10 protein-coding genes are annotated in these 16259 nt (G+C 43.9%); 1 reads left to right on the top strand and 9 read right to left on the bottom strand.

Annotation, left to right across the window (positions count from 1 at the left end; translation table 11 throughout):
• Position 1 precedes the first annotated feature (1 nt).
• Both QQK21_RS18865 and QQK21_RS18860 read right to left on the bottom strand, forming a co-directional pair.
• Positions 2-1132 carry an exonuclease SbcCD subunit D gene (locus QQK21_RS18865; protein ID WP_284193727.1) on the bottom strand — a complete coding sequence of 377 codons (1131 nt, stop codon included), beginning with the start codon at positions 1130-1132 and terminating at the stop codon, positions 2-4.
• Positions 1133-1210: 78 nt separating this feature from the next.
• Positions 1211-2299, bottom strand: a complete 1089-nt coding sequence (locus tag QQK21_RS18860; RefSeq protein ID WP_284193726.1) for a ketoacyl-ACP synthase III — start codon at positions 2297-2299, stop codon at positions 1211-1213.
• Positions 2300-2449: 150 nt separating this feature from the next.
• On the opposite strand from QQK21_RS18860, the gene trxC reads away from it, so the two are divergent.
• Entirely contained in the window at positions 2450-2884 is a 435-nt protein-coding gene (gene trxC, locus QQK21_RS18855; protein ID WP_284193725.1) for a thioredoxin TrxC, read from the top strand.
• A 114-nt stretch (positions 2885-2998) separates the two neighbouring features.
• Here trxC and QQK21_RS18850 read toward each other — a convergent pair whose 3' ends face one another.
• From QQK21_RS18850 to QQK21_RS18820, 7 genes are all read right to left on the bottom strand, one after another.
• Positions 2999-3883, bottom strand: a complete 885-nt coding sequence (locus tag QQK21_RS18850; RefSeq protein ID WP_284193724.1) for a hypothetical protein — start codon at positions 3881-3883, stop codon at positions 2999-3001.
• A 73-nt stretch (positions 3884-3956) separates the two neighbouring features.
• Complete coding sequence (locus tag QQK21_RS18845) at positions 3957-6143, bottom strand: DEAD/DEAH box helicase (protein WP_284193723.1); 2187 nt, start codon at positions 6141-6143, stop codon at positions 3957-3959.
• Positions 6144-6162: 19 nt separating this feature from the next.
• Positions 6163-7383 (bottom strand): hypothetical protein, encoded by a 1221-nt coding sequence (locus tag QQK21_RS18840; protein WP_284193722.1) that lies wholly within the window; start codon positions 7381-7383, stop codon positions 6163-6165.
• A 207-nt stretch (positions 7384-7590) separates the two neighbouring features.
• Positions 7591-12294 carry an OmpA family protein gene (locus tag QQK21_RS18835; protein WP_284193721.1) on the bottom strand — a complete coding sequence of 1568 codons (4704 nt, stop codon included), beginning with the start codon at positions 12292-12294 and terminating at the stop codon, positions 7591-7593.
• Positions 12294-13394, bottom strand: a complete 1101-nt coding sequence (locus QQK21_RS18830) for a TolB family protein (RefSeq protein WP_284193720.1) — start codon at positions 13392-13394, stop codon at positions 12294-12296. Before QQK21_RS18830 ends, QQK21_RS18835 begins: the two co-directional genes overlap by 1 nt.
• Before the next feature lie 44 nt (positions 13395-13438).
• Positions 13439-14548, bottom strand: coding sequence for a TolB family protein (locus tag QQK21_RS18825; RefSeq protein WP_284193719.1), 1110 nt, complete (start codon positions 14546-14548; stop codon positions 13439-13441).
• A gap of 5 nt (positions 14549-14553) precedes the next feature.
• On the bottom strand, positions 14554-16248 hold the full coding sequence (locus tag QQK21_RS18820; RefSeq protein WP_284193718.1) for a hypothetical protein: 1695 nt from the start codon (positions 16246-16248) through the stop codon (positions 14554-14556).
• Between the last annotated feature and the right edge of the window lie 11 nt (positions 16249-16259).

The following is a 16259-nucleotide window of genomic DNA, read 5'->3' as shown; positions in this document are numbered from 1 at the left end:
GTTATTGATGGCTTAGCTGCATGATCAGATCCGAAATTGCCTCATCTTGCTCATGGCTCAAATCAACATTCTGGGTTTCTTTAAAAAAGTCACGAAACATATCCATTTCACTGCGCGACAGTTTGGCGGCTGCCAACTCTTTCTCTACACCGATTAACATGCCCGGTTTCTCAATATGTAATACGTTTGGGTACACGCTACGAAGCTTTTCCATAGGGTTTAGAATGGCGTGAGTATCCATTAAACGAACCAATAAATAGTCCTCATGATTGGAATCCTCTTTCGCTTGCTCAATGATATTAATCAGCTCACCTTCGATAATTCGCATCTGATGCGGCGCTTTAAGATCAATATGTGTTGCCGACTTAAAGCCATTTTTGTCAAGCTCGACTAAAGTCACCCCTTTTTTCTGATGTTGTTCAGAAAAACTGTACTTCATTAGAGAGCCTGAATATCGGATATAATCTTGGCCTTTTTTTTGTGGTTGGTGAAGATGTCCTAGGGCCACATAATCAAAGTCGACAAAGTGCTCATGGCTCACTCGCTCAGATCCGCCAATACAAAGCGGTCTTTCCGACTCAGATTCTATGGCGCCATCAACAAAACAATGGCTGATCAATACATTTTTCTGCTTTGGGCTAAATTGAGACTTAATTTCATCGGCCAAGAATTTGTGCGCATCATCGAACGTCGACACGGGTTGCTTGAAATAATGGCGTACCATTTCAGGGTCGTTATACGGCATACCATAAAAAGCCACTTCTCCAATATCACTAGTGATGACAACAGGCTGAGTCATGTCGTCAAAGCTTGATAAAATATGGAGTCCAGAGCCCTTCATTTGAGATGAACCAAAGCCAAGTCTTTCAGCACCGTCATGGTTACCAGGAATGAGAATGATAGGTAGGCTTAGCTCATCACACACTCGGCCAACAAATTGATTCATTAACTCAATGGCTGCTGTTGGCGGAACCGAGCGATCATAAATGTCTCCCGCAATCACTAACGCATCAACTGGATTTTCTGAAATATAATCAATTAATTGGCTTAACACTGCTCTTTGGTCTTCAAGAAGAGAAACACCGTGGAATTGACGTCCGATATGCCAGTCAGAGGTGTGGAGAAACTTCATTTCATTCCTAAGTTTGAATCATAGTCCTAAGCGCATCATAGCATTGTGATGCGCCCAACCACTAGAAGGTTTTTGCTATCAGAACTTACTGTGTTTTTTGCAAAATTGGACCGCTTCGTCAATCAACTCAAGCGCCGACTTTTTACACTCAGGCAGTGCAGAATGACTCGTATCAATTGGCGTGACACGCTCTCCCCATTTTAGATGTACTGCGCCCCACGTCAAACCAGCCCCAAAAGCGGCAAACAGTATGTCGTCACCCGATTTGACTCGTCCTTGCTCTAAGGCTTCACATAACGCAATCGGAATTGTCGCCGCAGACGTATTACCATATTTATTAATATTGACAAATGCTTTGCTTCGATCGATATCAGATAAATCACAAAGCGTATGAATAATTCGAAGATTCGCTTGGTGCGGAATAACCACATCAATATCTTGTGTTGAAAGCTGACTACTTGCTAACACAGTCTGCGCTGCCGCGCCCATGCCTTTTACCGCACGTTTAAAAATTTCTTTTCCAACAAAATTGAATTCCCAGTACCCATTATCCGCAGCGAAACGGTTCATTGAGCTACCAAATTTCGGCACAGACAGAATATCTCTTCCTTGAGAGTCACAGCCAAGTTGCGCACTTTGCAACCCCACTTTTGCTTCAGATTGACTGAGCACAACAGCCCCCGCTCCATCACCAAATAACACGGCGGTTTCTCGCATGGACCAATCAATAAAAAATGACAGTCGCTCGGCACCAATAACTAAAGCATGGCAATAACTTCCTGATTGCATCATTCGGGTTGCCGTTTCTAGGCTATACAAAAAACCAGTACACGCTGCATTTAGGTCAAACGCCATTGTTCCTTCCATTCCTAAGTTTTGTGAAACCTTAGAAGACATATTAGGAATAAGGGAATCTGGTGAACAGGTTGCGATAATGAGAAGATCGATATCACTCACTTGCAAACCAGCACATGCGATGGCATGTTTGGCGGCAACGGTCGCGAGTTCTGAGGTATCAACATGACTGATTCGACGGTTTTCAATCCCAGTTCGGGCTTTAATCCATTCATCTGACGTATCAATAAAACTGCCCAAATCTTGATTAGACAAAATGGTCGGTGGAAGGCACTTACCCCAACCCGTAATTTCTGCGTATGTTGTAGTCATTCGAAACCTTTATTTTTATTGTGTTAGATAGCCAACATAATCGGTTGGAACATTTATATTTTCAAAGTATAACTACCGACTATCTTCAATGTCACCTGATTGATAGAATCAAGCTCACAGTTGCGTAGAAAACTAAACGAGAAAACAATCATGTCGACATTTAATACACGCAGCCCTTCTTGCCAGAGTATGAATCGAATCCCTAATGAAAGAGTATCTGAAAGCCCCAAATGTGGGAAATGCTCAAGCACACTGCTTGATGGTTTTCCGATAGAAGGAACGGATGCCAACTTCGATGCGATTTTAAACAGTGAACAACCTGTCGTCGTCGACTTTTGGGCGCCGTGGTGTAACCCTTGTGTGGGCTTTGCGCCCATTTTTTCCGATGTTGCACTGGAGTGCGCAGAAAACGTTCGATTTGTAAAAATAGAGACAGAAAGCCAAACAAACCTAGCTGCTAGATATCAAATTAGAAGCATTCCAACAATAATGTTGTTCAAAAATGGTAAAAGGGTCGACTCTTTAAATGGCGCACTGCCTAAAAGTCAGTTTAAGCAATGGCTTAGTGAGGCTTTAAAAAAATAAAAAACACCAGATCAGTGCGTATGTTCGCTTGCCTTGCTGGACCAGTGAAATGCGCACAACACCCAGCCTCAAACTAAAATTGGGGTCAGTCATGGCTGCTTTATTAGAGCTCATTTAGTCACGCTGTATATTTAATTTAATATCGGTAACCTGCGTTCGGGCTGTCAAATGCTGCTTCACTGATCGAGCAATTTCGATTGCGTCTGAACGGGTCGAACTAACCTCTATAGAAATAACATAATTGCTTATGGTTTCGCTACGAGCACCATGAACCGCTTCACATGAGGCTACTAGCAACTCTGATTCAGATTCTTGAGCACTTTTCAGCGCTTGCTGCTCAGAAAGTTTAACAATTCTATTCTCAACGGTTAATTTCAACTCAGGTAACGGCAGAGACAAAAGATACTGCATATCTTGAAGTAGTACACGATGCTGGTCACTCTGATTTGAAATAAACTGATAACTCTCATGAGCGAACTGTTCTTGAGCGTCGATCTCTTGCATTAGCTCCTTAACTTTAGTGTCCAGAGCTCTCTCCACCCCACTCAAAGAGGCTTTACCTTTTATGGCAGCTTCCAACTTACTCACCGCAGTAAACTGCTCTTGATCCAAATACGAGAATATTTCAGATTTTGCTTTACAGTAATCGACAAGCTTTAGCTGTGCTTGGGTCACGAGCTCAGATTTTATCTGCTGTTTTCTCGTTCGGACTTGACGTTCTAAAATTAAACGAGTTTCCCGCGCTGTTTCTGAGACTTCATCAATTGCTGAAAAAAGTTGTTGAATATCATGCGTTTGCTCTAAAGCCTTAATCTTACATTCTTTTAACGTTTTTTCAGCTATTTTTAATGATTTAACATTATCTGACGCAGTAGCAAAATCATTGTCGGTTTCGAGTTCTAGATTTGTCGACGCTATTTGTTCAAGTAAATCCAACTTCCAAGAAGCAAAGTTATTTTTCTGGATTGAACCCAAAATAGATATTTCTAAATGTTCCACATTCTTTCCTTATATTGATTTACTTATGAGTCCGAGAAACTACGAAGACAAGCACTTCAAGGTGATAATTTCATTAACTCAGTTCAGGAGCAATTTCTTGAGGTAATAGCCTTCCATCCGCATAAATGTCATCACTCGCCCAACGTAAGTGAGTTGAACCATCTATTTTTGATGTATTTTTATGTGCCAATTCAATCAGCTTCAAGTAAGCCTTATCAAAATAGCTTTTATCGCACCACACTTGGATATCGCCGATGATAATCAAGTGTTTTTTGGCTCGAGTAACAGCAACATTTAATAAGTTTGGTTTCGAAGAAGCCCAAGATGCACCGCCACTATTTCTTTCATCACAGCCGAGCACCAAAATAACGGTATTGTTCTCCTTACCTTGGAAGGTATGCACCGTCCCGACGTTGTTTTTCAAAAAGTCATTAAACTTCTTTCCAGTCCAACTCGAATTACTGAGTAACTGCGATTTACTACGTCTTAGCTCTTCTTTCAACTCTCTTTTCACCGCTTTAAACGGTGTTATTAGATAGATACTGCTCAAGTCACCGTTGTGTGCTGCTAACTCGAGTAAAAGAGCTTTAACCTCTTCACCCAACTCACGTTTGTACTGTTTCAGTACACAGTCTCCTTGTGAATCATTCCAGCGATTGTGTCCTAACACCTTATGAGTTATTGGCTCGATATCTTTATCTTCAACAGAACCGTGTATCATGCGATTGTTGTAAGCTATTTCATTCGCAATACTAAACATTGGTTCGATACATCGACGATGTACCCATAAGGGTATTCCTATCCATTGACCTTCGCCGTTCATATCTATCATACAACCATATGGATTAACTCGGTCGGCTAACGTCTGAACTGACCACATACAAGGGTCCCACAGCTTTGATTCCTCTTGCAACTTAGATTGCATTAAGTAGTCAATTAACTCTGGTGGTGAAGTAAATACAGGTTCGATCTGTAAAGGGTCTCCAACAACCACTGCTCGCTTAGCACGAAGTAAACCACCAACCGCTGCTTGCGGTATTGCTTGCCCAGCCTCATCAATCATCAACCAACCTAGAGACTCTGGAGGCAGCTTAGAAAACATGTTTCCGAATGAAGCAAAAGTCGTCGAAACCACGGGGACAAACATAAATAGTATCTGCCAAATCGCCAGAGCATTATCACTACTCTTGCCTAACACGACATCCTTAACTTTATATATCTGATTTAGAAAGGTATTTTGATTACTTACCTCTATGAGCCAAGCCTCGTGAAGCTGTAACGCTGCCGCGTACACGTCTGACCTCAAGGCATTTATCTTGTCATGCTGCCAGCAAGCATGTCTCTGTCTGTCATGACACTCGATATCATCGGTAATTTCAGGTAAGTGATACGCCTTAAACTCCATTCTATAAGTATTTAATTCATCTGAAAGCTTTTGCTTTTCAGCCTCTTTGGATTGAATGTCAAGCTTTTGCTGTAAAATTTTCTTTGTAGATGCTGTTATCTCGATTTGTTTGGCCTCAACATCACCAACAATCAACCGAATCGCTTTTTTGACATTTTCGAGTTCACTAAGTTTGTGCGATAGCGAGATCTTATATTGTTTATTATTCTTGGTGTTAAAGAAGCGACTGAACCAACTGGGAGAATTAAGCCTCAGCAACTCTAGGGAAATTGAAATTTCTTCTTCCCTTTTCGCTTCAGAATTTCTGGTTGAATTTAGGATATCTAGCTCTACAGATAGCGAATGAGCATAGTTTTCTAATTCATTTAGAGCTAAGTTCATTCGATTTAAATCAACATCAAATCGCTTTGCATCGAAAGTATTTTGCAGGCTATCGAAGTAGGCTAACTTATCATTAAGCTCATGAAAACGAGATAGCTTGTCGTTAAAATTTTTTTTGGCTTGGTGAAAAGAAGGTCCTGTATAAGTTGAGCGATATTGCCAAAAATTCAAGAAGTCTAAAGAAGGTTCTCTAGCCTCTGGTTCTTTGCCTTTTTGATAGTGGTATTTAAAGAAAAAGCGCTCAAGAAATCTATTCCTCTTTTTATAAGCCCCCATAACGGCAGAGATATTTCCCCAAGTCTGCTTTTCCTCATCCAAAGGTTGTAAACGACCTTTCTTTTCATCTGCACTAATTTGGTTTGCTACAGAACGAAAGAAACTGGTATCTAAATATCTGCTGCCTATTGATTTTATTTGAGGTAGCTCCTTAGAGATGTTTTCAACCGCCGCATTGTTCGATGATGCAACCACCATTTCAAAATCAGTGAGTTCTTCAACAAGGAACCCTTCTGGGTTTAACCCATCTCGAGCTTTTGAACAAAGAAGCTAAAACTTTCCCTCTCTCTACAATATTTTGCGCTATGATATCTCGCAGCAACGTAGTTTTACCTGTGCCAGGAGGCCCGTTAACGGAGATAACACCACCTGTTTTTAGCTCCGTGAATACAGTATTGATGGCAAACTGCTGCATTAAGGACATATTATGTACAGGTTCTGTCAACCATCGACCTTCTGGCGTCATCTTAGGGTTCAAATGCTTATGAATTAGAGGAATAGAATCATTGGTATACAGATCAACATGCTTGGAGCTGGATTGTCCTAGATAAGCTTGAAGAGGTTTGCTAGTCCTGCCAGTCGCAATTGAATTAATCGCGCGCTCTATATCTCGAATGTAAAAGCTGTTTAGAATGGGGAGCTGAGAGTCATCAGTAATAGGATCATCTTCATAAGAGTCATCTTCACTATCGTCTTGAGTATTTTCTGGCTTGTTTTTGTCCGCTAAAAGGTTATCAGACTTAGTTTCGTACTCGTAAAAAGCCATCTGAAACGGGTAAACCTTTGAGTTTTCAGAGAGTAATAAGTCCTGATTAGAGATGCCAGCCCATTGATAAAGTCCCTCTATTAAGTTCATTAGGCTGTTCACACAAAGAGTATACCTACCCTCTAAGCTAGGATGGCTAGGCAAGGTCGTTTCCCAGCGCTCCACAAACTCTTTTAGGTCGTCGCACCTTGTATCAAATCGTTCCTGAGATATTGCCCCAGCTCTGCCCTCGAGTAACTCGGCTAAAGCCCAAGGTAATGTGCTCACCGAAAAAGTATCTAGACGAGGTGCACCAAACTCATCCAACATCAACTTAGCAAAGCAAGACATTCCTTCATTGTCTCTTCTTTGCTCTATTTCTTCACAAGCGCAGTCGTCCTGATTGTTAGTAGAAAAGTATTGTGCAACTTTTTTATCTATCGAAGATTTATCGAACAGCCCCAAATAAAGGGTATAAACGCATTTTTTACCCAGAGTAATACCAAGTGAATCACGAATCGCTGGATTTAACCAAGGAAGCAGATGATTGCCATGTGACTGTAATTCGAGACCAGACACGTTTACTGGTGCAATTTTACTGTCTTCTTTATCTGGTACTGAGTAGGCTTGAAAAAACTCCACTAAATGCCAAGATTCCAATATATTTTTTGAGCTTTCTCTTCTAATGCTCACTAGCCACTGCCTATCAATACCACAAAAAGATCATAGGCTTGTGATGATATACGATCTGGTTGCATAAGGCGACATCTTGCTTTATCCAAAACATATAAATTTCATATGAATTTTGAGCATTTACAACAAATTTTCAGCGTATCTGAATTAAAAAAGCCGCATCTCAACTGAGATACGGCTTTGGGTTTCTACCGTCTTATTTTGGGTTTAAACCTTAAGCTCGGCGACGGGGGCTTCGAGTGAAATGGTTTCTTTGGTGATCCAATTTTCTAGCCATTCGCTGCGTTTTTGCTCATCCGTAAGGGTGCGCCAATGACGGGCGGCCGATTCATTGTATATCTGCTCGCGCTCGACACTTTGCGACCATGGCATACCAGAAACGAGTGACTTTGACGCCGGAAGCGCTATTGGCTGTATTTCCAGCTCAAACTCTGTCGCAACATCGCGCTGAGCCACACTGAGCAAGGTAATTTCTGAACGTGTTAAGCCACCCTGTGACACTATGTCACCAAAAGGACGCAGTCCATTGAGTTTTCGACCGTTTGGCGCGACATAAGCAAGATCAAATTTCATCACATGAACAAATTTATCACCGCAACCCATGAGCCTATCTTTTAGTTCCTCACGTTCTTGGCTGATTTGCTCTAGTGCCTGACTTGCAAAGCTGACAAGATCGGCCTCTAAGGTCTCACTGTCCTCTGGCTCACTTTCTTTCCATGTCATCATATAACTTGGCGTTTCATAAGGGCTAGTGAGGGGCCGCTCTATCCCAACCTCAGCCTGACCGACATAATGCATCCGACTGGCCATTTTTGGCCCTGCACATTTCTCAAGCCCGCCAAGCTGTATTTCTACAGGGACACTCATAGGATCAAGATGCATGGTTTGGTAAGTCTCTTTCTCAAACTCGTCCGAGATCACAGCAAAATATAGCGAGGCGGGTGTTTCTTTCGACCAATCGAAGCTATCGCTATCAAAGGCGACACCTTGCTCAAACAACGACATTGAGCTGCGGGTGCCTTGCTTGAAAAACTTCAGCTCAGAGCCAACTTTCAGCGCAGGGAGCAATATCAAATCTCCACCCACAATTGGAGGGGTGTTTTCTCTTTGGTTAACCGATGGGCTGGTAATGAAATCCTCAATCAAGAGATCGGACCCTTTTAGGCGCACCTTCTGCATGTGCTGACCATCATACAGTGCTTTACTTTGTGATTCGTCAAACACGCCATAATCAAAACGGGCATCCCTTGCAGGCACCTCACGCGTCAAGGTGAGAACTTGTGTATCCGGCCTTGTCGCGAGAACAATCTTACCGTTGAGCTTAAACAAGTATTCCAGCTGGTGAGCGCCATTGCTTTCAACCCACAAATCAAACGCCTCACGTTCATCGGCGAGTGAGCGAATATCTTCGATAAGGTTGGTTTGGTATAAGGGTTTTAGCCCAGGTATTTCTAATGCGCCGAACCAATACGTCGGCTCAAATTCAAATCCCGTCAATGTCTCCTTGCCCTGTTTGGCAAAATAGTCCTCAAGCTGGCTGTCTTGTAAGGTAAAATCGCCTTGTTGTTTTGGCCCCATGAGCAAACTGTATGAAGGGCCTTCAATATCAAACAACAAGCGAGACACCTCGTAAGAGAGATCGCAATGAAAGAGCGTTTTGCTGTCATCTGAGGCCGCTGCGGTGAGCAGTACCTGAATTTTAACCCGTGTAAACGGCCCTATTTTTCCAGCGCTAGGCTTATTTAAAGTGCGTTGCTGCTTGAGCCAATCGGCATGAGACAGCCAAGCGTTAGTCTCGTCATCAAACACCAAAAGGCGGCTAAAACCAACATCAGCCGCCGTCAAATCAGGCTTAGACATATCAAAGTCTTTGCTGAATTTCTCAAGCGCTTTTTCGCCTTTGTCGAGATAAATGGCGGTTTGGACAGGAAAGCCAGTATGAAATGCGCCGCTGATGCTCCTTCTACTGACATAATAAGGGTCGCGGCGATGTGATGACGAAGAGAAACGATTGAGCCAATTGTGCGCGAGCGTATTGTAGTCATGCTCAGGAATTTCCCAGTTATCATTCATCACATAGGTTTCAATAAAATGGTCAAGTTGGTAATCTTTAACAATACTGCCGCGCGTTGTAAAAGGGTTGAACGTTTCTTTTAAACGGATACGCGCCAAAAGCTCAACCAAGCTATTAATCGCATAGGCTCTGAGAAGAAAACGCTTTAACAGCTCTTTTGGCAAGTCTTGATTGTCTAGATGGTCGGCCAATTGCTCGGCATTGAGTTCTTGGGCTTCAATCTTTTCATTGATGTTAAGGTATTGCTGAATGATGCTGCGGTTGATTTTACCCAGTGTCTTAAGTTCACTTTTCTTCTCAAACGCCTCTTTAAACGAGGTATACACTCTTGAACTATTGATTTCATCGAGCAAGGTAAAGGCGGTGTCTAATACATCCAAGCCGGCTGAGCCGATAAAATAGGCACCTGCCGCCGGCGCAAGCGGGGTAAACATAGCAATACTGCACAGCGCACCAATCGCCGATTGCAGCATGTCACCTTGCTGTTTGTCTGCGTCTATCAAGTAGCCCTGCCATAGCTGATGCAAGCTCTCTAGTTTGAGCGTGCCTGTGCGACTTGGGGGTAAAGACACGGCAAAATCAGGGACCACTAAACGCACTTCTACTCGGCGGTCAATGGCAATATCTGCACTGTCGGAGCGGTCATCGTGATCTTGATATTGGCTTTCATCGTCGTAGTAACGGCGCGTACTGCCAAAATAGACATAATGAATGCGCTTTTCGAGCGCTTGGCTATCTTGGGCATAACTGACTATTTTTTCGGTAACGTGTTGCGCTCGCCACTTAGACAGCTTTTGATTGTTTTTCTCACTGCCTATTGGCCCTGCGTGCCCCTCTATCACCACCTGATAACTTAGATTCGCTTCTAAAAGGCCACACAACTTCTCACAAAGGCGGTCAAAATCACTGTTCAGAGGGTGCTGCTGATTACTGACCTCAGCCGAGTTAAATTGGAAGTTAAGATTCACCGCAATGCCTTGCTTATCGACGCGAATACGCGCCTCCTCTCCAAGCTGGTCTTGCAACGATTCGGCTTTACTCTGCCATTTGTTTTTTTGGTCTGATTTGCGCACAAAGGTCACTTGCTGTAAGTAACTTTGTGACAACTGCTCTAGCTGTTTAAACGCACTGTCGGCGCTGTCTTTCATTTCGGAAAAGCTTTGATACTGATTATAAAACGCCATCATCTCAGCGGCAGTATTAAGAGCTGGCAATCCTTTGGAAGTGATTAGCCCCCATGATTGAGACAACCGCCCTATCACTCGGGTGTACTTTTTGTTTTGGTAGAGGGTTTTCATCGCCTCTAGCTCACGCGTTAGGTAAGCGCCATCAACCACCTTCTTTTTAAAAATCAGCGCTAGTGTTTGTTCAAAGGTGAGGTTTCGCCGCGCAATACGCTGGGCTTGGTTCCACGTTTTAAACGCCTCTCGATTGGCCGATACCGCTTCTCTAAAAGCGATGCCCGCAAGCGCAATCTCAGGGATAAACTCTTGGTCGATGTTATCTTTAAACGCACTGCCTATGGTGGCGGCAATTTCAGCCGGTGCCTCAATAAACGCAAGGCCGTCCATTAAGCTCACATCGTTTGCCAGCGCGTCGTAGGTTTTGAACGCTTGGGTTGAAAGAGAAAATGCGCCAATGCCCGCCACGGCATCGGCCTGATAGAACTTACCTTCGCTGGCGTAATCTTGGTACTCCGGCAATTGATTAGGAAATTGATGGATGATCAATTCTTCAAGCGAGAGCATATCGCCGCACACATGGGCAATTTTACCCAGCCCACCGTTGGCGCGAAAAACCAAGCGTTCATGCAGCTCATAGGAGTAAACATCTTGAGCTTTATCATCTGTGACCTTTTTTTTGCAAAAATCATGGCTGAGGTTGCTTTTGGTGACGCTATCTGGCAGCTTAGTGCCTTGATTTATTTGCTCGTACTCTTTTTGCCAAAATTTAATGCGCAACAAATAAAAGCCAGTGTCTATTTCTTCAGGGTCAAGGTTAAATAACGCGCAAGGCAAATAGTCTTGACTGCCCTCTTTGGCTGTTTTCACTACCCATGTACTCGCCACCAGCTCTTCAGTGGCGGCCTGTGGATTTTCAGCATCAATATCGTCGATTGGCCGAATCAGCGAAACCTCAGCGCCGTTATACAGTGGGTCACTAAATACCACAGCCAGAGTATGATAGCTTGGCACCACAAAGCCCTTAATCGGCGTCTCTGGCGTGGCCATTTTTTCTTCGCGCCAGTGATTATACGCCTGCTGATCCTCGGTTAAGGGGTTGCCAGCACTGGTTTGATAGGCAGGGGCAAGCTGGCTTGGTAAGATTTGGGTTGGAGTAAAGTTTACACCCCGATGCTTTGGTAGTACTTCTTTTGCCAAGGATTTTAGCGCGCCACCTAACTGCGTGACTGAAATAGCAGTATCACTGATTAAATGCGCCAGCAGTTTAACAGGCGGAAAGCTCAGCTCATAATCTTGACTGTTTAGGCGGGTTACCCGCGAGCCATGGTGCAATAAAATGAGGTCTGTGGTATCGGCCATTTGCTGGTTTTCCGGCTCAGGGACTAAGCTATCACTACTTGGCTGGCCAAGGCCTAAGTTCATTAGTTTACCAATTTGATTGGTGGCCCAAAGCTGGCGATTATCGACCCCAGTTATTGCATTAACCATTACTGGCGCATAAGGAATAGGGCGAATTTTCCCACTGAGCGAAGCTTCTGAAGTTAAGTCTGAGGATTGATGCCATTCATCAAAGAAGCGGTCTCCGGACTCATTAAGTGAGGTGCGAAAGTAAGTGCCAAATAGAAAGTACTCATCGGTATATTGCTTACCCATTACTTCGCCTCCTTAAACCAGAGGCCATTATTGGCAAAGGCATTATACAAACTATTATACTCTATGGTTCGGTTCATACCCAATGGCCGCCATTCCCATTCTTTATCTTTTTCATAGTCTCTTACGGCAAAGGTGGTCATATGTTTGCTGCCACCAAAGCGGCCATTAAGACCTAAAATATAAGGCATCATGCCCGATTTGATCATTTGTACCGTTCCTTTTTCCATATCAACTTTAAAAAGATGTGTTCTATTGATAGCCCAAGCATATTTACCGGTTGGGCTAATGGAACGATCGAGAGAGATTGCATCTTCCACATCAAGCCCTTTAAACCAAGTGACTTTTTTAACGATGTCATTGGAGGCACCTCGATACCTAACTGCGCCAGCTGATTTTACAGAGTAGAAGCTTCCGTCGTAAAACACATTGGTATCCGTCATTGGAAGATCGGACGGCACAACCTGTTTGGTTTCAATATCCCATTTATAAATAAGACTTCTGGTATCAGTAAAATACAGTGTTTTACTGTCTTCGGTCCAAACAAAACGCGGAACACCATAATAATCGGCCAATGAATAAGTCTCACCGGTTTTTAAATCGTACACCCGCTTCTCTCTACCATTGCCATACGCAAGGTAGCGGTTATCTGGCGAGCGCACCATTTTCCCATAGCCATCACTGGTCATATTATCCAGCACTAAGCGCAAGTCAGTGCCATCGGTTTTCATGCTCCAGATTTTGGTTTGCCCTTCATAGGCGGTGTACATGGGGTCGTGTTTATCGCCCATATTGGCCCAGTAAAATTGAACGCGAGGCAAATCATAAGAGCTGGCATCGTTGAGATCTTCTCTTGGCCACTCTTTAGCGCGGTAAATATAATATTTGGGAAAAGGTTGAATTTGGCTGCGCTCCTTACCATCGGTAAAGTGATTTTTTTCGCTGTCTACCATTTCATACCAATTGTTTTCCGTCACATAATGGCGATCTGGGTACAATTCTTGTTTAGTATATTGACGAGGCGGTGTATTTTCTTGGTCAGATTCAGCGCCGCACCCAACCAACTGGGCAGCCAAGATCAACCCGATAAACCATTTATTCATTGTTGTTATCCTGTAGGGAATGGGGCGGAGTTTTTCGGTGTTTATCATGATTGGGCCTCCTTAAACCAGAGACCATTATTGGCAAAGGCGTTATACAAACTATTATGCTCTATGGTTCGGTTCATACCCAATGGCCGCCAACGCCATGCTTTGTCTGTTTGATAGTCTCTTACGGTAAAGGTGGTCATATGTTTGCTGCCACCAAAGCGGCCATTGAGGCCTAAAATATAAGGCATCATGCTCGATTTCATTCTTTGCGCCGTTTCTTTTTCCATATCAGCTTTAAAGTGATATTTTCGACTGGCCGCCCAAGCATATTTACCGGTGGGGCTAATGGAACGGTCTACAGAAATAGCATCCTCAACATCTAGTTCATTTGGCATACGCCAAGAAGCTCTCGATACCACATCATTTGAAAAGGGCGCAAACTTGATTAGCCCCGTGGCTGCAACGACATACCGATAACCACCAAAGAAAACATTGGTATCCGTCATTTTAAGCTCAGACGGCACCACCTGTTTGGTTTCAATATCCCATTTATAAATAAGGCTTCTGGTATCAGCGAAATACAGTGTTTTACTGTCTTCGGTCCAAACAAAACGCGGAACACCATAATTATCGGCCAATGAATAAGTCTGACCGGTTTTTAAATCGTACACCCGTTTTTCGTCCCCATTGCCATACGCAAGATAACGGTTATCTGGCGAGCGCACCATTTTCCCGTAGCCGCCTGTAGTCATATTATCCAACACTAAGCGCAAGTCCGTGCCATCGGTTTTCATGCTCCAGATTTTGGTTTGACCTTCATAGGCGGTGTACATAGGGTCGTGCTTATCGCCCATATTGGCCCAGTAAAATTGAACCCGAGGCAAATCATACGAGCTGGCATCATTGAGATCTTCTCTCGGCCACTCTTTAGCGCGATAAATATAATATTTGGGAAAGGGTTGAATTTGGCTGCGATCCTTACCATCGATAAAGTGAATTTTTTCGCTGTCTACTATTTCATACCAATTGTTTTCCGTCACATAATGGCGATCGGGGTACAATTCTTGTTTGGTATATTGACGAGGCGGCGTGTTTTCTTGGTCAGATTCTGCGCCGCACCCAACCAACTGGGCAGCCAAGATCAACCCAATAAACCATTTTTTCATTGTTGTTATCCTATAAGTTCAGAAACCGGCACATTGGCTTCGACCAATACGTAGTGCTGGGCGCCGCGACCATGATCGCTGTGGGCTGCACGGAAAATATCCACCTGTTTGACTTCAGGAGGCGGGGCGGCAAACCTGAGCATCAAATTGCCTTGCTCATTGGTTGCCGCAGAGCGGAAATACGCGCGAGAAGACCACTCGAATTGTGCGTTTTTCAATTCAAAGAAATCATCGGGTTCGTCCACGGCCAGCTCTTTACGATACTCAATCACTAGTCCACCGGAATTAGGCAAATTAACGCCTGCAATATTGGTTTTATGTTGCGCATTAAGTAATGCGCCTCCACTTGCGCCTTGCGCCGGATGCGACAAACATAGAACCTTGTCTCCTGATTCCGAAAAGGCTTGGCTCTCGCTGTAGTGACTCAACTCACTGAGCGGTATCGCGCAAGAGACAGGGTCCGCTTCAAGAGCCATGACTTGGTCATTACTTAGCGCTTGTTCGCTGTAGTGCAAAAACAACGAATCTTGCACCTCACCTTTGAGTTTGTAGGGAACCCAAATATGGGGCAGTGGCACCCCATCGGGCTTTCGTTGATTGCCTTGATCAACTCTGTGTGGGCTTGACAGGGTTTTTAAGGTTATCGGCTCTCGGTCTAAATGGGGGAAGACAAGTTCAACCTCTTTTTCGACTAAACCAAACACACGCTCGGTTTCATTTTCAGACAACTCACTGCGACACACCACTTTGCCATTTTGTTTGATCTCAAATGGCTCCGAGCCGTAATGATGATCGTTAAGTACCGTACTTAGGTCAATATTAAGGTGGCGGAAAGTGAGTTCTTTCTGCTGATAGTAGTCAAGGTTTATATCACGAAAATAGCCATTGGGCTGAATGGCTAACTCTCGCCATACCTTGTTGTTCCAAACGACATAAATATAGCCTTGGTCACGCAGCGCCATGCCACTGCTGTTCTTAACAACAGGCAAAACAGGGATGAGTACATTATCCCACTCGGCCATTTGGGTGTCTTTTTCTACAGGCTCAATATCATCGGCCAACTTTAGCTGGATAGGTGCGAGTCCTGAGCAGGGAATATTGAGATACAAACTTCTGTTTTCAGTCTCTAACCCCTTAAAAGTAGCTAGACTTCGGTGAGATGTTTCTCTATCGCGCTTTGGGCTGGCCTTAGCATTGTGTTGCTTACTGGTCTGACCCAAGGACAAATAAGTCGGTGTGTTGTTCCATTGTCCAGCGAATTCAACCACGATTTTGTGCTCTGGGGTCGGCTCGGTTGGGACATAAGTAATAGTTCGTGCGAGCGTTGTGTTATCGGTAATTGGCGCATAGTTTGCTTTTCTGTAAGTGACGGGCGCCTCTTGAAGCTCTGCAACTTTTTTTGCCAAAAGTGGCATGCTGCTTAATTGAGTGGCCGACACAGGCGAAGAATGAGGGGACATAGAGAGCGCCACCGACTGGCCTTTTTTAAGCTCTCCTTTTAAGCGTTCAAGATATGAAGCTACATCTCGCTTTTTATAGGGTTCAAGAGGACGCTGCAAAAAAGCCGGCAACAAGGCGTGAACCTCACTGGCGTTTTTGTAACCCCGCATTTGCCACGGTACTTTTTCTGGTAACACAATATAGGACAGGTGCTCAGGCTTGAGTTGATTCGCTAAAATAAACCGACAACTTAATCTCATTACTTACTCCA

This window comes from Vibrio zhanjiangensis (assembly GCF_030161235.1).
GTDB classification, from domain to species: domain Bacteria; phylum Pseudomonadota; class Gammaproteobacteria; order Enterobacterales; family Vibrionaceae; genus Vibrio; species Vibrio zhanjiangensis.
Note: the sequence above shows the minus strand (reverse complement) of the source record. Positions and strands in the feature narration are given on the sequence as shown.